This window comes from Sphingomonas sp. Leaf412 (genome assembly GCF_001425405.1).
Taxonomy (GTDB): Bacteria; Pseudomonadota; Alphaproteobacteria; order Sphingomonadales; family Sphingomonadaceae; genus Sphingomonas.
This window is the reverse complement of record NZ_LMQP01000004.1, coordinates 249,459-268,300: the sequence shown is the minus strand read 5'-3', so window position 1 is coordinate 268,300 and position 18,842 is coordinate 249,459. Positions and strand designations below refer to the sequence as shown.

Genomic DNA, 18,842 nt, shown 5'->3' with positions numbered 1-18,842 from the left:
GGTGAACATGCAGCCGCCCGACCACCTGATCCGCCGCGGCATCATGGCGTTGCCGACGCTGGGCGACGGACGCCAGTCGGGCACCGCGGACAGCCCGTCGATCCTGAACGCCAGTCCCGAAAGCGCGGCGGGCGGGGGCCTCGCGTGGCTGCGCACCGGCGACACGATCCGCATCGACCTGAACGCGGGCACCTGCGACGCACTGGTCGACGCGGACGAGATCGCGCGCCGCGGAACGGAACCGCCGCCGCCGGTGCCCGAAAGCCATACGCCGTGGGAAGAATTGTACCGCGAGAAGACGGGACAGCTGGCCGACGGCGCGGTATTGGACTTCGCGACGAAATATCGCGGCATCTCGCGCCGGACGCCGCGCCATAATCACTAAAGGGGAGGGTAGCGTAGCATGACCGACATGAGGGCAGGGGCGGCACCGCCGGAAAGCGGCACGAACGTGGGCTTCATCGCCGCGATCGTCGCGGTCGCCACGATCGGCGGATTGCTGTTCGGTTATGACAGCGGTGCGGTGAACGGGACGCAGCCGGGGCTGAAGGCCGCGTTCGCGCTGGACGAGGCGGGGCTGGGTTTCACCGTCGGTTCGTTGCTGATCGGCTGCTTCATCGGCGCCTTCTTCGCCGGCACGCTGGCGGACAAGGCGGGGCGCCGCAACGTCATGCGGCTGGCCGCGCTCCTCTTCCTGGGCGGCGCGCTGGTGCAGGGCATCACGCACGACCACACGCTGTTCGTCATCGCGCGCATCATCGGCGGCATGGCGGTCGGCGCGGCGTCGGTGCTGTCGCCCGCCTATATCTCCGAAGTCGCCCCCGCCAACATCCGCGGGCGGATGACGACGGTGCAGCAGATCATGATAATCACCGGCCTGACCTCCGCCTTCGTGGTCAATTACTTCCTGCAACAGGCCGCGGGGAACAGCTCGGTCAACATCCTGTGGGGTACGGGGATCGAGGCGTGGCGCTGGATGTACCTGATGCAGGCATTGCCCGCGGCGGTGTTCCTGATCGCGCTGTTCTTCATCCCCGAAAGCCCGCGCTTCCTGGTCGCCAAGGGGCGGCACGACGAGGCGGCGGGCGTGCTGGCGAAGCTGTTCGGCGCGACCGTGGCGAAGGCCAAGCTGGTCGAGATCCAGTCCAGCTTCTCGGTCGATCACAAGCCGCGCCTGTCCGACGTCCTGACCCCCGCGGGCGGCAAGGGCTTCCTGGGCATCCGTGCGATCGTGTGGGCGGGGCTGCTGCTGGCGGTGTTCCAGCAGCTCGTCGGCATCAACGTCATCTTCTACTACGGCTCCACCCTGTGGCAGCTGGCGGGCTTCACCGAGGGCGACGCGCTGCTCATCAACATCGTGTCGGGCGCGGTGTCGATCGCGGCGTGCCTGGTGACGGTGGCGTTCATCGACCGGATCGGGCGCAAGCCGCTGCTGCTGATCGGCTCCGCGGGTATGGCCGTCGCGCTGTTCGTGATGGTCTATGCGTTCAGCCACGGCACGCTGGATCCGGCGGGCGCGCTGGTCCTGTCGCCGCGCCTCGGCATGGTCGCGGTCGTCGCGGCGAACCTGTACGTCATCTTCTTCAACGTCAGCTGGGGCCCGGTGATGTGGGTCATGCTGGGGGAGATGTTCCCGAACCAGATCCGCGGCTCCGCGCTGGCGGTGTGCGGCTTCGCGCAATGGTTCGCCAACTACCTGATCGCGCAGAGCTTCCCCGTCATGGCGGCGGGGATCGGGCTGGCGGCCAGCTACACCTTCTACGGCGTGTGCGCGGCGATCAGCTTCTTCCTGGTGCAGCGTTTCATCCACGAGACGAAGGGCAAGGAGCTGGAGGAAATGGCGGGGTGATTTGGACGAAAAATCAACCCCTGCGTTGGTTGTGGTTTCGGTCGTTTCACTTATCGTTTCGGTCATCGCTTTGCGTTATTTGTTGACGAAGCGGTCAACAATCACCATTGTCTGCGATGCAGTGTCGGTATGGATATGAATGCCGTCCCGAACGATAATAGACCCCAACCTTTGCCGAGGTTGGGGTCTCATTCGTTTGGGGATGCGAGCAGAAACCCGCACCCCCTCCCGCCGCTTTCGGTTAACGAGAGCGAGCCACCTCGATAATTTTCAGAACCAAAGTAGCGAATGCGATCATCAGCATTGCCGTGCCGATAATCAAAGTTGCAGTGTCATTCAGGATATAAACCACCTCCTTTTTGGGCAAATTTCGTCCCCGCCTTGCGACAGGCCCGAGTGCCACTGCCAATATGTATCGCTGGTGTTGTAAGCGCAACCGTGAACAGCGCGCACCACGACTAACCGCGTCGCAGTACCTTGGGCAAAGCAAATGGGGACGGGCAGGGCTGCGTGTTAGGATAGTCCGGCTTAAGTGATTGTCAGGCAGCGCTGCATGATCGAATGGTCTGCTTACCTTCATCAGCAGGTGGAGCGACGACTTACCGCGCGCTTTCCGCGAACGGCCCGATCATCGTGCCCACGAACCCGCCGGCCTTTGCGGTGCTGAGCGGCGTCGCATCCTGCGCCTCGCCCAGCGCGCGCCATTTGCCCCCGACCGCATAGCCGAAGCGATACCGCGCCCCCTCCGCGGCGATGCGCAGGTCGACCGCCCCGGTGGCAGGCAACGCCGCCTCAGCCAGCACGCGCCCGGCCGCGGGATCGTCGGCCCCGGCGCGGAGGCTCAGCCGCACCACGCGCCCCGCCGCCCCGCGCGCCACCGCGATCGCGTACCAGAAATCGTCGTTCTGCACCGCGGCCAGCCCCGCGCGATCCCCGCTGCGCGGCGCGAAGCGGACGCGCGTGGTGACGGTCGCGTCCAGATGCTGCTGCCGCCGCGCGAGGAAGGACGGGTTCGCCTTGTCCGACAGCCATTGCGTACGCGGCGTCAGCCGCAGCATGCCGTCCCCGGTGCGATACCAGCGCGCCGCGGGCTGGCGCATCATCATCCACGTCATCGGCAGCGCCGCCGCGTCGAACTCCTCGCGCCAGCCGAACGCGCCGCTGGTGGGCGGCGCGGCGGGATCGCGCGCCGCGACCGGGCGCGTCGCGACCAGCGGGATCGGCGTGCGCGGGGGCAGGATGCGCGGCCAGCCGTCGGTCCACGTCACGGGCAGCAGGAACGTCTCGCGCCCGATGTTGTAGAAATCGCCCGCATAGGGCCGCGTCGCCAGGAACACCGCCCACCATGTCCCGTCCGGCGCGGTGACGAAATCGGCATGGCCCGCGGACGTGACCGGGTTGGCGCGCGTCGCGGGCAGGTCGCGCTGCGTCAGGACGGGGTTGGCGGGGTCGATCGCATACGGCCCGTCGGGGCGGCGCGATCGCAGCACGACCTGCGAATGGTTCACGCTGGTGCCCCCTTCCGCACAGGTCAGGTAATACCAGCCGTCGCGCTTGAAGATGTGCGGCCCCTCGATCCACACCGGCCTGTCCTGCGGCCGGATGCCGCCGTCGATCAGGACCGTGCGCGGTCCGGTCGCGGTCATCGTCTTCGCATCGAACCTTTGCGCCCAGATCGCGCGATGCCCGTCGTAGCGCGGCGTTCCCTCCGGCGCGCCGTTGTTCACGATCCACGCGGATCCGTCGTCGTCGAAGAACAGCGACGGATCGATCCCGCCCGCCAGCGTCGGCAGCCACACCGGCTTGCTCCACGGACCTTTCGGATCGCGCGCGGTGACGATGAAATTGCCGCCGCAATCGACGCAGGTGTTGATGATGTAGAACGTTCCCGCGTGATGCGCGATCGTGGGCGCGAACACGCCCCGCGACAGGCCCAGCGTCGCGAAATCCAGCTGGTCCGCGCGATCGATCGCATTCCCGATCTGTCGCCACGTCACCATGTCGCGGCTGTGGAATACCGGGATGCCGGGGAACCAGGCGAAGGTGGAATTGACGAGGTAATAATCCCTGCCGACGCGCGTGATGCCGGGATCGGGATAGAAGCCCTTCAGGATCGGGTTGCGATACTGGTCCGCCGTTATCGCGACGCGATCGGTCGCGTCCGCACCGCGATAGTCGACCCAGTCGAACGTGGCGACCGGCACCTGCGCCGCCGCGGCGGCAAGCGCGATCCAATAGCCCGTCATCATCCGCTCCCCGGTTGTTATCCCGCGATGGTAGCGGTATCGTGAGGCAACGAAAAGGGGAGAGCGATGCGCCGACACTGGATGCTGCCGTTGCTGGCACTGGCGGGCGCGGCCCATGCCGAAACGCCGTTGCCGCGGTTGATCGACGCGCACGGCGTGCGTCAGCTGGAGGTGGACGGGAAGCCGTTCCTGATGCTGGGCGGCGAACTCGCCAATTCCAGCGCGTCCGACCGGGCGTACATGGCGGCGCGGTGGAAGACGCTGGCCGATATGCGCGTCAACACCGTGCTGATGCCGGTCAGCTGGGAATTGATCGAGCCGCAAGAGGGCCGGTTCGACTTCGCGATGGTCGACGGCCTGCTCGCCGATGCGCGCGCATCGAACCTGCGCGTCGTGATCCTGTGGTTCGGCAGCTGGAAGAACAGCATGTCCAGCTACGCCCCCGCCTGGGTCAAGAACGACCAGCGCCGCTTTCCGCGCGCGCGCCAGGCGGACGGGACGCCGCTGGAGATCCTGTCCCCCTTCGCGCCCGCCAGTGCGCAGGCCGATGCGCGCGCCTTCGCCGCGCTGATGCGTCACCTGCGCGAGGCCGACCGGACGCGCACCGTGCTGATGATGCAGGTGGAGAACGAGATCGGCATGATCCCCGAAGCGCGCGACCGCCATCCCGCCGCCGACGCCGCCTTCGCCGCGCCCGTTCCCGCGGCGCTGGGGCGGAAGGGCAACTGGACGCAGGCCTATGGCGCGGACGCGGACGAGGCGTTCATGGCGTGGCATTTCGCGCGCTACACGGATGTGGTGGCGAAGGCGGGGCGGGCCGAATACCGCCTGCCGCTGTACGTCAACGCCGCCTTGCCGCGGCCGAAGGCGGTGCCGGGATCGGGCTATCCCGCCGCCGGGCCGCTGCCGAAACTGGCGGAACAGTGGACGAAGGGCGCGCCGACGATCGATTTCCTGGCGCCCGACATCTACTTCCCCAATTTCGTGGAATGGACGACGGCCTACGCCGCATTGCCGAAGAACCCGTTGTTCGTGCCCGAGGCGGGGCAGTCGGGATCGGCGGACATTCCCGCCAACGCATTGTTCGCGATCGGCGCGCTGGATGCGATCGGGTTCAGCCCGTTCTCGATCGACACGATGCCCGCGGAGGGCGCCGCGCGGCTGGGGTCGCTGTACGCGCTGCTCGACGGCCTGTCGCCGCTGATCCTGGAACGGCAGGGCACCGACCGTCTGTGGGGCGCGCGCCCCCCGGTGGCGTTCGACGGGACCGCGGACATGGCGGACCGGTCGACCGTCATGGCGGGCTATCGCCTGACCACGCGCTTCACCGATCCGTGGACGCCCCGGGATGCGCAGAAGCCCGCGGAGCATGGCGCCCTCATCCTGGCGCTGGGGGAGGGCGAGTATCTGGTCGCGGGTCGCGGCGTCACCGTCACGTTCGCCCCCGCGGACGGGAAGGGTGTCGCGGGCATCGAGGCGGCGGATGAGGGGCGGATGGAGGCGGGCCGTTTCGTGCTCGCGCGGCGGATGAACGGCGACCAGACCCACCAGGGCCGCCACGTCCGCCTGCCGCCGGAGGATTTCTCGGTCCAGCGGGTGAAGCTGTACCGGTATCGGTGACGCAAGAGAGGGAGAGGCGACACACCTACCACCTCCGTTCGCCCTGAGCGAAGTCGAAGGGTATGCGCCGAAGGTCGGGCTTAGGCTTCGACTTCGCTCAGCCCGAACGGATGTGGGACGAAGACAGCCGGTGGTGGGACAAGTCAGCCCTTCGCCAGCCCCGCCAGCGTCGCGCGCGAGATCCGCGGCAGCGGCAGGCCCGCGACCCCCGCATCGAACGCGAACACGTCGCCCGCGCCCGGTTGCGCCGCCAGTTCCGACGCGGACAATCCCTTGCGCGCCGTCGTGACATAGGCGGTGGTCAGCCCCGGTCCGCCGAACGCCAGCTTCGTGACGTTCGCCACCGGCAGCCCGACCGTCGCCAGCAGGCGCCCGTCCGGCGCGTAGCGGCGCACCGCATGGCCCGCGTACAGCCCGACCCACACGCATCCCTCCGCATCCACGGTCGGCCCGTCGGGATAGCCGTCGGCCGGATCGATCCGCGCCAGCACGCGCGTGTCCGCCGGCGATCCGTCGTCCTTCAGCGTGGCGGCGTGGATCGTGCCCGCGAGCGTATCGTTGTAATATAGCGTCCGGCCGTATTCGCTGGCCGCCGGGCCGTTGGTGATCGCGATCCCGTCGACGACGCGCGCGATCCCGTCCGCATCGGCGCGGTAGATCGCGCCGCTGCCCGCCTTTTCCGCATCGTCCATCGACCCGAACCACAACCGGCCCGCGGCATCGACCGTCGCGTCGTTCAGCCGGTTGCCCGGCCGGTCCCGCTCCACCGCCGCCAGCAGGGCGAATGCGCCGGTCGCGGGATCGAAGCGGTACAATCCGCCCTTCACCCCCGCGACGATGCCGCCGTCCGCGGCGGGCAGGACCCAGCCGACCTGGTCGGGCGCGGTCCAGCGTTTCGTCGCGCCGGTGACGGGATCGAGGCGATGCACCGCGGGCGCCTTGATATCCACGAACCACAGGGCATCGTCGAACCACGCCGGGCCCTCGCCCAGCATGGCGCCGACGGCGGCGACGCGGCGCACGTCAGCGCCAGCCGGCATCGATGAAATAGTCATGGCCGGTGCACATGCGCGCGTCGTCGCTGGCGAGGAACAGCACCAGCGCGGCGACGTCGTCGGGCTGGATGCGCCCGTCCAGGCATTGCGCGGCGACGATCTCCGCCTCCCCTTCCGGCGTGTACCATTTCTCCTGCCGCGGGGTCTGCACGTTGCCCGGCACGATCGTGTTCACGCGGATGCCCTGCCGCCCCAGATCGCGCGCGAGGCCGCGGGTCAGCCCCTCGATCGCGGCCTTCGCGGTCTGGTACAGGACCAGGTCGGCGAGCGCGAGGTGCCAGCTGATCGATCCGAAGTTCAGGATCGCGCCGCCGCCCGCGCGCGCCATCGCGGGCGCCACCGCCTGCGCGGCGAAGAACTGGTGCCGCAGGTTCACCGCCATCCGCTCGTCCCAATAGGCGGGCGTCACGTCGGCGACGGCGTGGCGATCGTCGTTGGCGGCGTTGTTGATTAACACGTCGACGCCGCCCAGCGCCGCTTCCATCTCGGCGAAGGTGCGCCGCAACGCGTCCACGTCGGTCAGGTCCAGCGTGCGGAACAGCGGCGCCGGGCCGTCGCCCGCGCCCAGCCGTTCGGCCAGCGCCTCACCATCGTCGCCCCGAATGTCGACGAAGGCGACGTGCGCCTTCTGGCCCGCGAACGCCTCGACCAAAGCGGCGCCGATCCCCGATCCGCCCCCCGTCACGATCACGCGCTTGCCCGCCAGGCTGGGATAGCGCGCCCGCGCCCGTTCGCTCGTCCGTTGCAGCAAATCCCTGTCCCCCGTCATGCCCCGATCAATCCACGCCGCGCCAGGTTGCGCATCAGCGCGGCGATCCCGAATTCCCACGCCGGCGCGTCCTTCGACGTGGCGACGCGATTAACGAGCCGCCCCAGCTTCGGCTCCGCGATCGCGACCGTATCGCCCGCCTTGTGGGTAAAGCCGCGCCCGGGATCGTCGCGGTCCTGCGTCGGCGCGAACAATGTGCCGCAGAACAGGACGAAGCCGTCGGGATAGTGATGCTCGCTCAGCGCCTGCCGCGTCAGTTCGGCGGGATCGCGGCTGATTTCGCGCATCGAACTGGTCCCGTCGAGGCGATAGCCGTCCGCCCCGTCGATCGTCAGCGTCACCTCCGCCGCGCGCACGTCGTCCAGCGTGTAGCCGTCGTCGAACAGGCGGATCAGCGGACCCAGCGCGCACGACGCATTATTGTCCTTCGCCTTGCCCAGCAGCAGCGCGGAGCGGCCCTCGAAATCGCGCAGGTTCACGTCGTTGCCCAATGTCGCGCCGACGATCGCGCCGTCGGGGGCGACGACCAGCACGATTTCCGGCTCCGGGTTGTTCCACGTCGAATCGGACCGCACGCCGATCGTCGCGCCATGGCCGACGCTGGACAGCACCGGCGCCTTCGTGAAGATCTCCGCATCCGGGCCGATCGCGACCTCCAGATATTGCGACCACAGGCCGTCCTCGATCAGCCCGGCCTTCAGCGCCGCCGCCGCGTCCGATCCCGGCGCGACCGAGCGCAGGCCGCCGCCGATCCGCGCCTCCAGCTTCGCGCGCACCGCCTGCGCCGCGCCCGCGTCGCCGCGCGCGGCCTCCTCGATCACGCGTTCCAGCGTCGACACCGCGAAGGTGACGCCCGCCGCCTTCACGCATTGCAGGTCGATCGGCGCGAGCCACGTCGCGTCCAGCGTCGCGGCGTCGCCGATCGCCTCCCCCGCCGTGGGATCGAACGCGCGCGCCGCGACCAGTTCGGCGACCGTGGGGGCGACGCGCGCCATGTCGTGGACGACGCCGTGCGCGACCAGCACGGGCGTCGGCCCCTCGCCGCGGTCGATGCGGCCGAGCCACAGTCCCTCGCGCCAGTCGGCGGCGAGGTCGGCGGCGGGGTCGAAGCGGGGAATGGCGGTCACGAGCAGAGCTTTCGAAGGTCGAGGGAAGGGGAGGCGGCGGGAACGGGTACGGCGATGCCCGCCTCGGCCGCCAGCCGGTCGAACGACGGCGACGGGCCGGGCATCGCCGGATCGTTGGCGGCGGCGTAGACGGGATCGGCCTGCGCCTGCTCCAGCGAGACGAAGCGGAAGCCCATGTCGCGGTACAGCGCGATCGTGCGCGGCATCATCCGCGCATCGAACGCGCCGACATGCATCAGCAGGACCAGTGGCACCTCGCGCCCGAACAGCGCGTGCGCCCGCGCGCGCTGCGTCGTCGCATCGGCACGGACCGCGGCGAGCCAGTGGCGTTCCAGCGCGGCGATGCTGTCCGTGTCGCGCTTCGCCAGGCAGCGGGCGTAGGGCCCGTTGTAATCGTAATCCGCGAAGCTCGCGGTCACCGCCGCGATGCGATAGCCGCGCTGCGCCAGCACGCCCCGCGCCGCATCGCGCAGCGCCGGCGTCGCGCCTTCGGACAGGTACGGATAGCGGAACCACTTCGCGCCCGCGCCGACCGCGCCCTCGTTGCGGACCAGTTCGTCGCGGAAGCCGTCCGCGCCCGCGTCGTCGAGGCGGCGATGCCGGTAGCCGTGGTTGCCGATCGGCAGCCCCGACGCGCGCCACGCCGCGGTCGCCGCCGCCGCATCCGCCTCGCCCGCGCCGACGCCCGCGTTCAGGAAGCCGTGCGCGGGCACCCCGCCCGCCTTCAGCGCCGCGACGATCCGCCGGACGATCCCGGCGCGCGTGTCGCCCGCGGGCAGGTCGCCGTGGACGGGGATGTCGTCGAACGTCATCGCCAGCGACGGCGCGGGCGGTGCCGCCGCCGGCAGCGGGCGCGCGATCAGGTCCAGCGGCACCGCCGCCGCCATCGCGGCATAGCCCGCCGCGGACGGGTGCAGGCTGTCCCCGGAATCATAGGCCGCCGCCAGCCGGTCGGGGCGCGCCGGATCGCGCAGCGCGCGGTCGAAATCGACCACCGCGTCGAACGTCCCCGACGTGCGGATGAACGCGTTCACCGCCTGCCGGTCCGCCTCGTTCGACGCATCGGCGTGATAATAATCGTTGCCGACGAACGGCGTGATCGTGCCGCCGACGATGCGGATGCCGTGCGCGCGCGCGCGGGCGGCGAGTTCGACATAGCCCGCGGTGATGCGGCGGACGAGCGCGGCATGTTGCGCCGGGGTCGCGGGCCGTTCGCGCGTCAGCGTGCCCAGGTCGTTGACCCCCTCCATCACGATCGCGACCTTCGCGCCGCTGCGCGCGATCACGTCGCGATCGAACCGCGCGAGCAGGTTCGGCCCGGCGCCGTCCAGCGTCACGCGATTGCCCCCGATCCCGGCGTTGACCACGCCCCAGCCCGCCAGCGCGGTCGACGCGCGCAGCCGGGCTGCGAACACGTCGGTCCAGCGCGTGTTGCTGTCGGGCGCGACGCCATAGCCGTCGGTGATCGAATCGCCGATCGCCACGATCGTCCCCGCGCCCGGCGCCGCCTGCACCTCCACGTCCGCGATGTGGAACCAGCGCGGCACGCGGATCGCCCCGGTCGGCGCGGCGGCCTCCACCTGGTCGCCCGGCGCGACCGTGGACGTGCTGCGCGCGCCCGGATGCCCCGTTCCCCGGACGGGCGCACGCGGCAGGTGGAAGGTGATGGTCAGGTCGCCCCCCGCCGCGACCGCGAGCGGCACCGGATCGGAATAGACCGACGCCCCCGCCGCGACGACGGTGGCCGCGCGCCCCGCGAACGACAGGCGCGCCGCGCCCCCCGCGGTGGAGACCCGCGCCCGCGACACGTCGAGCGGCTGGTCGCCGAAGGCGTTGGACAGCCGCACGCGCAGCACCTTCCCCGCTGCGGACACGCGCACCGTCTGGCGCACCGTCACGCCGTCGTCGCCGCGCACCGCGGGCAGGGCGTCCTTTTCCTCCAGCGGCAATTGCGCAGTGCCCCATGTCGCGATCCACGCGGTTCGGGCGGGGGGAGGGGCGGGCGCACGCGCCGGGCGCGGAGCGGCGGCGCACAGCATGGCCCATGTCGACGCGATGACGATCGCCTGACCGAAGCGCATCCTTCCCCTCCCCATTTAGATAGCGCTACCATGCCGAAACTTCGCGCGCTCGGCAAGGGGGACGCGCACGCCCCCTTTCGCGCGCCGCAAATCCATCGCAATAATCGCACGATGGAGAGACCGCGCCTGTCGCTGCCGCGCATCGTCGAGATGAATCTCGGCTTCCTCGGCCTGCAATTCTCGTTCGGCCTGCAACAGGCGAACATGGGGCCGATCTACGGCTATCTCGGCGCGGACGAGGCCAGCCTGCCGCTGCTGTGGCTGGCGGGGCCGGTGACGGGGCTGCTGGTCCAGCCGCTGATCGGCGCGATGAGCGACCGGACGTCGACGCGGCTGGGGCGGCGCACGCCCTATTTCCTCGTCGGCGCAATGCTGTGCAGCCTGTGCCTGTTCGCGATGCCGTACAGCCCGACGCTGTGGATCGCGGCCAGCCTGCTGTGGATCCTGGACGCCGCCAATAACGTCACGATGGAACCGTATCGCGCCTATATCGGCGACCGCCTGCGCGAGGATCAGCGCGCGGTCGGCTTCCTGACGCAATCCGCCTTCACCGGGCTGGCGCAGACCCTGTCGTACCTGTCGCCGTCGCTGCTGGTGTGGGCGGGGTTCAGCAAGGATGCGGTCGACGCGAACGGAATCCCGGACATCACGCGCATCGCCTTCGTCGTCGGCGCGGTGCTGTCGCTGTCGACGATCGTGTGGTCGGTCATGCGCGTCCCCGAACTGCCGCTGCCGCCCGAGGAGCAGGCGCGGCTGGACGCCGACCCGCTGACCTTTCGCGGCGCGCTGTCCGACCTGCGGCTCGCGCTGGTGGAGATGCCGCGCCCGATGCGGCAACTGGCGCTGGCGATGCTGTGCCAATGGTATGCGATGTTCGCCTATTGGCAGTTCATCGCCTTCGCGGTCGCGCGGCGATTGTACGGTACCGGCGACGCGGGCAGCGCGGGCTTCCGCGACGCGGTGCTGACCACGGGGCAGCTGGGCGCCTTCTACAATGCGGTCGCCTTCGTCGCGGCGCTGGCGCTGATGCCGCTGGCGAAGCGCTTCGGGGCGAAGCACGTCCATGCCGTCTGCCTCGCCGCGTCGGGCGTCGCGATGCTGGCGATCCCGAACCTGGCGACGGAGCCGGCGCTGTTCGTCGCGATGCTGGGCATCGGGATCGGCTGGGCCAGCATGATGGGCAATCCGTACATCATGCTGACCGGCATGATCCCGCCCGAGCGGTACGGCGTGTACATGGGCATCTTCAACATGTTCATCGTCATTCCGATGATGATCGAGAGCCTGACCGTGCCCTTGTTCTACCACCGCCTGCTGGCGGGCGATCCGGGGCATGTCATCGCACTCGGCGGGGTGCTGATGCTGCTGGGCGCGGTCGCGACCGTGGCGGTGCGCGAGCGGGGCTTGCCCGCGCCCGCGCTGTGACGCATCAGCCCGAGTACAGAAACTAGGGAGAGGCAAGATGTTCAGCCACATGGTGGTCGGATCGAACGATCTGGCGCGGTCGAAGAAATTCTACGATTCGCTGTTCGCGTCGCTGGGCGGGAAGCCCGCGATCCAGGACGACAAGGGGCGCCTGATCTACATCCACGGCGGCAGCACGTTCCTGGTCACCACGCCGATCGACGGCGAACCGGCGACCCATGCCAACGGCGGCACGATCGGCTTCGCGGTCGACGGCCCGGAACAGGCGCACGCCTGGCACGAGGCGGGCGTCGCGGGCGGCGGCACCGCGATCGAGGACGCGCCGGGCGTCCGCTCCAACGCGTTCGGCAGCCTGTACCTGGCGTACCTGCGCGATCCCGACGGCAACAAATTGTGCGCGCTGCACCGGATGCCGAAGGCGAGCTGAGAGGGTTTCGCCACCACGTCCGTTCGGCCTGAGCGAAGTCGAAGGCCAAGCGCAACGCATGTGCTTCGACTTCGCTCAGCACGAACGGACGTGTAGGGGTATGCTCGTGCAAACAATCTCCACCTCCAAATCGCACGGCGGCACGCAGGGCGTGTACCGCCACGCCAGCACCGCCACGGGCACCGACATGACCTTCTCGGTCTTCGTCCCCGACCACGACGAAGGCGCGCAATTGCCGGTCCTGTGGTTCCTGTCGGGCCTGACCTGCACCCACGCCAACGTCACCGACAAGGGCGAGTATCGCGCCGCCTGCGCGCGCCACGGCGTGATCCTGATCGCACCGGACACCAGCCCGCGCGGCGACGGCGTCGCCGACGACGGATCGTGGGACATGGGGCAGGGCGCGGGCTTCTACGTCGATGCGACGCAGGAACCGTGGAAACCGCATTTCGCGATGTGGACCTATGTCGTGGAGGAACTGCCCGTCCTGGTCGCCGCGCATTTCCCCGTCGACATGGCGCGGCAGGGGATCACCGGCCATTCGATGGGCGGCCATGGCGCATTGACGATCGCGCTGCACCACCCCGATCGCTTCCGCAGCGTCTCCGCCTTCGCCCCCATCGTCGCGCCGACACAGGTGCCGTGGGGCAAGGCGCTCGATGCCTATCTGGGCGACGACGACGCGGCGAAGCGCGCGCACGACGCGGTCGCGCTGATCGCGGACGGCGCGCGGGTGCGCGAATTGCTGGTCGACCAGGGCGACGCCGATCCCTTCCTGACGGAGCAGTTGCGCCCCGACCTGCTGGCCGCGGCGTGCGCGGACGCGGGCATCCCGCTGACGCTGCGGATGCAGCCGGGCTACGACCATGGCTACACCTTCGTTTCGACCTTCATGGCCGACCATGTCGACTGGCACGCCGCGCGGTTGGGGGCCTGACCCCGCCCCTTCCGCTCGCCTGAGAAGGGCTGAGCGGTCTGGAAGGGGACGCTCGCCCGACCGTCGCGGCGGCATGTCGGCGTCGCCCGGTGCTTCCCCGGCACGAACGGGGCGTGGGGGCCGCGACCCCTCCCGGCTTGACGCGCACCGCCGCGCCGGGCCATTGGCCCGCATGGACGCCGACATCCCGCCCGATCCGCACAGCTTCCGCCGCCGCGGCGTGCTGTTCGTGCTGTCGTCGCCCTCCGGCGCGGGCAAATCGACGATCGCGAAGCTGCTGCTGGCCGCGGAACCCGAACTGTCGCTCTCCATCTCCGCCACCACGCGCGCGATCCGGCGCGGCGAGGAGGACGGGCGCGACTATCATTTCGTCACGCTCGACCGCTTCCGCGAAATGGCGAACGCCAACGAATTCCTGGAATGGGCGCACGTCTTCGACCAGCGCTACGGCACCCCGCGCGCGGCGGTCGACGCGATGCTGGCGGCGGGCAAGGACGTCTTGTTCGACATCGACTGGCAGGGCGCGCAGCAATTGCACCAGATCGCGGGCGGCGACGTCGTCCGCGTCTTCATCCTGCCGCCGTCGATGGAGGAACTGCGCCGTCGGCTGGAGGGCCGCGCCACCGATGCGCAGGAGATCATCGACCGCCGCATGAACCGCGCGGATGCGGAGGTCAGCCACTGGGACGGGTACGACTACGTCCTGGTCAACGACGACGTCGAAACCTGCTTCGCGCACGTCCGCACCATCCTGGCGGCGGAACGGCTGAAGCGGTCGCGCCAGACCGGGCTGATCGGCTTCATCCGCAAGCTGCGGCGGGTGTGAGCTTCCCCCGTTCGTGCCGAGCGACGTCGAAGCGCATGCGCAGCGCCTCGCCTTCGACGTCGCTCGGGCCGAACGGGGGGCGGTAGCTACCGCGCCAGTTCCATGAACCGAACCGCCGCGTCGTAATCGCGCCGCCGGTTCGCGCGCACCGCCGCCGCCGACTCGTCGGCGCCCCACAATTCCGCCTGCCAGTCCTCGTCCACATGCGCCGCGCGCCACAGCGCATCGGCGTCGACCGCGCCCTCCGCCAGCGCGAGCGCGCCCACCAATGTGCCCGTCAGCGTCACGACCTGCGACAGCGCGGCGAGCGCGAACCTGTCGCGCGCCGCGACCGCGTCGGCCAGCCGCGCCACCGTCGCGGCGGGCTGCGCACGGTGCATCACCCCCGCCACGACGTCGAAATGCACGTCGTAGCGCGTGCGCGCCCAGTCGAGCAGCGGGTCCCACGCCGCCCCCTGCCGCGCCACCAGCGGTTCGGGCGCGTCGGCGCGATAATAGAGCAGGTCGCTGTCGCCGTAGCGCGCCAGATCGGCCGCGGTCGCCGCCCCGACCCGCTCGATCGCCGCATTGGCCAGGCCGGTCAGCGGCATCGCGCGCGGATCGACCGTCTCGCCCACGCCGCGCCATTCCTTCGCCACGGCATCGGCCAGCGCACGCGTCGGCAGGATCAGCGGCAGCCGCCCCGGCGTGCGCACCGGCCGTTCGTCCAGCCGCACGCCGCCGTCGCCGTCGACGGTGACCTCTTTCCAGAAGCGTTTCATGACTTCTGCTCCCTCTCCGCATCGCGGAGAGGGGAGAGTGTCTCACCGAGGGTCTCCGCCCGTGGCGGCCCCTCACCCAATCCTCCTTCCGCGGTGGAGGGGGCCATATCATTCTCACTGCGCCACCGCCGCGCCAGCGCGCGTGGCACCGTCGCCATCACCCACAGCGCGGCGATGACGATCGCCACCCCCAGCGCCTGCGTCGGCAGGTCGCGCGCCTTGCCCAGCAGCACGACGCCCAGCATCCCGCCGAACGCCGCGACGACGCGCACGCCCGTCATCGCCAGCCAGCGCGGGAACGCCGGGTCGGTCATGCGCACGATCCGTGGATATCGCCGCACGCATGCGCGATCGCATCCGCCCCCGCGGCGCGCAGCACGGCTTCGTCGTGATAGCCCCAGGTGACGCCGATCGCGCGCACGCCGGCATTTCGCGCCATGTGCATGTCGTAGCTGGTATCGCCGACCATGACGGTCGCGCGCGCGTCCGTCCCCGCCTCCGCCATCGCGGTTTCCAGCATCGAGGGGTGCGGCTTCGACGGGTGGCGGTCCGCGGTCTGCAACGTCACGAACCGGTCGGACAGGCCGTGATGCGCCAGCAGGAAGGCCAGCCCGCGATCCGACTTCCCCGTCGCCACGCCCAGCAGCCAGCCGTCCGCCTGCAACGTGTCCAGCGCCGCGACCAGCCCGTCGTACAGCGGCTCCGCCTCCAGCTCCCCCGCCGCGCGCATCGCCACGAACGCGGCCTTGTACCCGGCCGCCAGGTCGCGGTGCAGGTCCGCGCCGCCGTGCGGGGACAGCGTCGCCACCGCCTCCACCAGGCTCAGCCCCACAATCCCCCGGATCGCCGCGCGCGGCGGCGCGGCGATGCCGCCCGCGGCATAGGCGCGCTCCATCGCGCGACAGATGTTGGCCTGGCTGTCGACGAGCGTCCCGTCGCAGTCGAACACGGCAAGGCGGCTGGACATCCCCCCTCCCTAATCGGTGAGCCGTGGGAGGCAAGCGGCGAAGGGCGCGTTAACCTATAGGTAGGGCAGGGCCGCTATGGTTAACGACAGGGCGATCGCCGGGGGGCGGTCGCGGATGTTTCATCTTTCGGGGCGGGAAGGCGGATTCATGCTGGGTGCGGTCGTGTTCACCTATGGGATGTTGATGAGCTTCGTGTTGTCGGGCGCATCGCGCAACGCGAAACTGGCGCGCCCCAATCCGCCGATCCTGCAATATGTCGGCTACGTCCTGCTCGGCGCGACCGCCGCGGTGTCCGTGGCGCTGCTGGTCTATGCCGCCTGGGGCTGGGCCACCGACGTCGCGATCTGATCGCCCGTCGGCGGGCGCCGCCACCCGTTCGGGCCTCATCATGAGGAACCGGACGGCGATCGCGCCCCCGCCACCAACGCCGCCAGCGCCTCGTCGCCCGCGCCGCGCAGGCCCGCGACGACGCCCGCGACATCCGCCGCGCCCTTGTTCTGCGACAGCTTCGCGGTCCCGCGCCACTGCTCGACCACCAGCACGAAGCCCGCGATCGACTCGACCATCGCCTCGAACCGTGCCGGTTCCATCTTGTCGCGCGTCCATTCCGGCTTGGTCGCCAGCCGCGCCTCGTGCAGCGCGGACAAGGCGTCGACCTGCGCCACCAGCGCGTCGCGCGACAGCGCTTCGATCCGCCCCTCCGCCTCCACCGCGACGTAGTTCCATGTCGGCACCTGCCCCGCGCCCGCATACCAGTCCGGGCTGACATAGCCGTCCGGCCCCGCCACGCTGGCGATCGCGCGCGCGCCGTCCAGCAGCGCGAAGGCGCGATTGCGCCGCGCGACGTGGAAGGTCAGCCGGTCCTCGCCGTCCGGCACCAGCGGCGTATGGATCACCGCCGCGCCCGCGGGACCGTGGACGAACAGATGCGCGAACCCGCGCCCGCGCACGAACCCGCGGCAGGCGTCGGGGGGAAGGGCGAAACTCGGGTCGGGGTGCATCGGTGCCTCCGGGCGTCCGTCACCATCGCAGCCACGGCGCTTTAGTCTCGATCCTCCGTGTGCTCCCGCGAAGGCGGGAGCCCAGACGGGGTCCCCGCCTTCGCGGGGACACAAATTCGGTTCGAGGGCATGATCGTACATGCCGATCGGACCCAATCAATCACGTTCACCGCCCCTTGCGCGCGCCCCCGTCGCCCCGGCCCGCGCTGCCGCGTTCCGCATCGCCGCGCCCGCGCCGCTCGCCGCGGCGTTCCTTGCGCACGCCCTTCGCATGGGCGCGCGCCTTCGCCTTCTTCTCCTCGCGCGTCGGGGGCAACTTCGTGTCCAGCGGCATCATGTCGCCCGCCATCGGCTCGAACCCCAGCGACTTCAGCGATTCGGCGAAATGCGTCGGCAGCTCCGCGGTCACGTCGATCTCGCCGCCGTCGGGGTGGTCGACGCGGATGCGGCGCGCGTGCAGGTGCATCTTGCGGCTGATGTTGCCGGTCAGAAAGGCGGCGATCCCGCCGTATTTGCCGTCGCCGACGATCGGATGCCCGATCGCGCTCATGTGGACGCGCAACTGGTGCGTGCGCCCGGTGAAGGGTTGCAGCTCGACCCAGCAGGCGCGGTTCCCCGCCCGCTCGATGATGCGATAGCGGGTGCGCGCGGGGCTGCCTTCCGCCTCGTCCACGTGTATCTTCTCGCCGCCGGTGCCCGGCTGCTTGCCGATCGGCAGCTCGACCATGCCGTCCTCGATGCTGGGCACGCCGACGACCAGCGCCCAATACACCTTCTTCGCGGTGCGGCTGGAGAACGTCTTGGCGAAGAACGCCGCCGCGCGCGACGTGCGCGCGACCAGCAAGGCGCCCGACGTGTCCTTGTCCAGCCGGTGGACCAGCTTCGGCCGGCTCTCGCCCTCATATTGCAACGCGTCGAGCAGGCCGTCGACGTGGCTCGTCGTCTTCGTCCCCCCCTGCGTCGCCAGGCCGGGGGGCTTGTTCAGCACCAGCGCCTGCGCATCCTTGTGGATCACCAGTTCGCGCGCGAAGCTTTCCTCGTCCGCGCTCAGCGGCGCCCGCTCGCGCTTCGGCTTCTCGGTCGCGCGGACGGGTTCCGCGGGCGGCACGCGCAGGACCTGCCCGGCGCGCAGCCGGTCGCCCGGCCCGACGCGCGCGCCGTCGAGGCGCAGCTGCCCCGTGCGCGCCCATTTGGCGACGGTGGTGAAGCTGACCGCGGTCAGATGCCGCTTGAACCAGCGGTCGACGCGGATGTCGTCGTCGTCGTAGCCGATCGTGAACTGCCGGACGCCGTCGTCGCGCGCGGTGTCGGTCGTATCGTTCATGTCGCGGCCCTTGCCAGATACAGTCCGCCGATCAGCGCCACGAACGCCCCCGCGACCGACGCGAGGACGTACGCCGCCGCGGTCGCGACCTCGCCCCGCTGCGCCATCGTCACCGCGTCGAGCGAGAAGGCGGAGAAGGTCGTGAACCCGCCCAGCACGCCCGTGCCCAGCAGCAAGCGCCACGCCTCGCCGCCGTCGGTGCGCGACAAAGCGCCCGCGAGCAGCCCCATCAGCAGCCCGCCGACTAGATTGACGGTCAGCGTCCCCCACGGGAACGCCGGCCCGAACGCGGCGAGCGTCAGGCGCCCGACCAGATGCCGCGCGCCCGCGCCCACGGCGCCGCCGAGCATGACGAGAAGAAGCGGTTGCATGCCGCCGCGCTTACGGCGTTTGGGGCGAAGTCGCCACCCTTAAGCCCTCTCCCCG

The 18,842-nt window shown here is 70.3% G+C and carries 19 protein-coding genes; 8 read left to right on the top strand and 11 right to left on the bottom strand.

Annotation, left to right across the window (positions count from 1 at the left end):
• The coding region (locus tag ASG29_RS17650) for a dihydroxy-acid dehydratase (protein WP_235532957.1) at positions 1-385 on the top strand (385 nt) is incomplete at its 5' end.
• Positions 386-403: 18 nt separating this feature from the next.
• Positions 404-1,849 carry a sugar porter family MFS transporter gene (locus ASG29_RS15525; RefSeq protein ID WP_162242991.1) on the top strand — a complete coding sequence of 482 codons (1,446 nt, stop codon included), beginning with the start codon at positions 404-406 and terminating at the stop codon, positions 1,847-1,849.
• 599 nt (positions 1,850-2,448) lie between these two features.
• Here ASG29_RS15525 and ASG29_RS15520 read toward each other — a convergent pair.
• Entirely contained in the window at positions 2,449-4,098 is a 1,650-nt protein-coding gene (locus ASG29_RS15520) for a glycoside hydrolase family 43 protein (protein WP_055986356.1), read from the bottom strand.
• 63 nt (positions 4,099-4,161) lie between these two features.
• Between ASG29_RS15520 and ASG29_RS15515 the strand changes: the two genes are divergently transcribed.
• Complete coding sequence (locus tag ASG29_RS15515; RefSeq protein WP_055986352.1) at positions 4,162-5,715, top strand: DUF5597 domain-containing protein; 1,554 nt, start codon at positions 4,162-4,164, stop codon at positions 5,713-5,715.
• Between the two features lie 143 nt (positions 5,716-5,858).
• On the opposite strand, the gene ASG29_RS15510 is transcribed toward ASG29_RS15515, so the two are convergent.
• The 4 genes from ASG29_RS15510 to ASG29_RS17115 are packed head-to-tail and all read right to left on the bottom strand — an operon-like array spanning position 5,859 to position 10,747.
• Entirely contained in the window at positions 5,859-6,755 is an 897-nt protein-coding gene (locus tag ASG29_RS15510) for an SMP-30/gluconolactonase/LRE family protein (protein ID WP_055986349.1), read from the bottom strand.
• The gene (locus ASG29_RS15505; RefSeq protein WP_055986345.1) at positions 6,739-7,539 is read right to left on the bottom strand and encodes an SDR family NAD(P)-dependent oxidoreductase; all 801 of its coding nucleotides are present in this window, start codon (positions 7,537-7,539) and stop codon (positions 6,739-6,741) included. Before ASG29_RS15505 ends, ASG29_RS15510 begins: the two co-directional genes overlap by 17 nt.
• On the bottom strand, positions 7,536-8,657 hold the full coding sequence (locus tag ASG29_RS15500; RefSeq protein WP_055986612.1) for a fumarylacetoacetate hydrolase family protein: 1,122 nt from the start codon (positions 8,655-8,657) through the stop codon (positions 7,536-7,538). The genes ASG29_RS15505 and ASG29_RS15500 overlap by 4 nt, the downstream gene beginning before the upstream one ends.
• A gap of 5 nt (positions 8,658-8,662) precedes the next feature.
• Positions 8,663-10,747, bottom strand: a complete 2,085-nt coding sequence (locus tag ASG29_RS17115) for a GDSL-type esterase/lipase family protein (RefSeq protein WP_162242990.1) — start codon at positions 10,745-10,747, stop codon at positions 8,663-8,665.
• A gap of 111 nt (positions 10,748-10,858) precedes the next feature.
• Between ASG29_RS17115 and ASG29_RS15490 the strand changes: the two genes are divergently transcribed.
• The 4 genes from ASG29_RS15490 to gmk all read left to right on the top strand — a co-directional run bounded on the left by ASG29_RS15490 (position 10,859) and on the right by gmk (position 14,362).
• Positions 10,859-12,172: an MFS transporter gene (locus tag ASG29_RS15490; protein WP_055986609.1), complete on the top strand. Its 1,314-nt coding sequence runs from the start codon at positions 10,859-10,861 to the stop codon at positions 12,170-12,172.
• A gap of 37 nt (positions 12,173-12,209) precedes the next feature.
• The gene (locus ASG29_RS15485; protein WP_055986342.1) at positions 12,210-12,599 is read left to right on the top strand and encodes a VOC family protein; all 390 of its coding nucleotides are present in this window, start codon (positions 12,210-12,212) and stop codon (positions 12,597-12,599) included.
• 100 nt (positions 12,600-12,699) lie between these two features.
• Positions 12,700-13,536, top strand: coding sequence for an S-formylglutathione hydrolase (fghA, locus tag ASG29_RS15480; protein WP_055986337.1), 837 nt, complete (start codon positions 12,700-12,702; stop codon positions 13,534-13,536).
• A gap of 172 nt (positions 13,537-13,708) precedes the next feature.
• Positions 13,709-14,362, top strand: a complete 654-nt coding sequence (gene gmk, locus ASG29_RS15475; protein ID WP_055986334.1) for a guanylate kinase — start codon at positions 13,709-13,711, stop codon at positions 14,360-14,362.
• An 86-nt stretch (positions 14,363-14,448) separates the two neighbouring features.
• On the opposite strand, the gene ASG29_RS15470 is transcribed toward gmk, so the two are convergent.
• The 3 genes from ASG29_RS15470 to ASG29_RS15460 are packed head-to-tail and all read right to left on the bottom strand — an operon-like array spanning position 14,449 to position 16,090.
• Positions 14,449-15,123, bottom strand: a complete 675-nt coding sequence (locus ASG29_RS15470; RefSeq protein WP_055986331.1) for an ATP12 family chaperone protein — start codon at positions 15,121-15,123, stop codon at positions 14,449-14,451.
• The gene (locus ASG29_RS17270; protein ID WP_200932545.1) at positions 15,120-15,437 is read right to left on the bottom strand and encodes a hypothetical protein; all 318 of its coding nucleotides are present in this window, start codon (positions 15,435-15,437) and stop codon (positions 15,120-15,122) included. The genes ASG29_RS15470 and ASG29_RS17270 overlap by 4 nt, the downstream gene beginning before the upstream one ends.
• Positions 15,434-16,090 (bottom strand): HAD-IA family hydrolase, encoded by a 657-nt coding sequence (locus ASG29_RS15460; protein ID WP_055986328.1) that lies wholly within the window; start codon positions 16,088-16,090, stop codon positions 15,434-15,436. Before ASG29_RS15460 ends, ASG29_RS17270 begins: the two co-directional genes overlap by 4 nt.
• Positions 16,091-16,238: 148 nt before the next feature.
• Between ASG29_RS15460 and ASG29_RS15455 the strand changes: the two genes are divergently transcribed.
• The gene (locus ASG29_RS15455) at positions 16,239-16,439 is read left to right on the top strand and encodes a hypothetical protein (protein WP_055986606.1); all 201 of its coding nucleotides are present in this window, start codon (positions 16,239-16,241) and stop codon (positions 16,437-16,439) included.
• Positions 16,440-16,477: 38 nt separating this feature from the next.
• On the opposite strand, the gene ASG29_RS15450 is transcribed toward ASG29_RS15455, so the two are convergent.
• The 3 genes from ASG29_RS15450 to crcB all read right to left on the bottom strand — a co-directional run bounded on the left by ASG29_RS15450 (position 16,478) and on the right by crcB (position 18,787).
• Positions 16,478-17,092, bottom strand: a complete 615-nt coding sequence (locus ASG29_RS15450; RefSeq protein ID WP_082516199.1) for an FMN-binding negative transcriptional regulator — start codon at positions 17,090-17,092, stop codon at positions 16,478-16,480.
• 166 nt (positions 17,093-17,258) lie between these two features.
• Positions 17,259-18,416 carry an RluA family pseudouridine synthase gene (locus ASG29_RS15445; RefSeq protein WP_055986325.1) on the bottom strand — a complete coding sequence of 386 codons (1,158 nt, stop codon included), beginning with the start codon at positions 18,414-18,416 and terminating at the stop codon, positions 17,259-17,261.
• A complete protein-coding gene (gene crcB, locus ASG29_RS15440; protein WP_055986322.1) occupies positions 18,413-18,787 on the bottom strand; it encodes a fluoride efflux transporter CrcB in 375 nt (124 codons plus the stop codon). The genes ASG29_RS15445 and crcB overlap by 4 nt, the downstream gene beginning before the upstream one ends.
• Positions 18,788-18,842 lie beyond the last annotated feature (55 nt).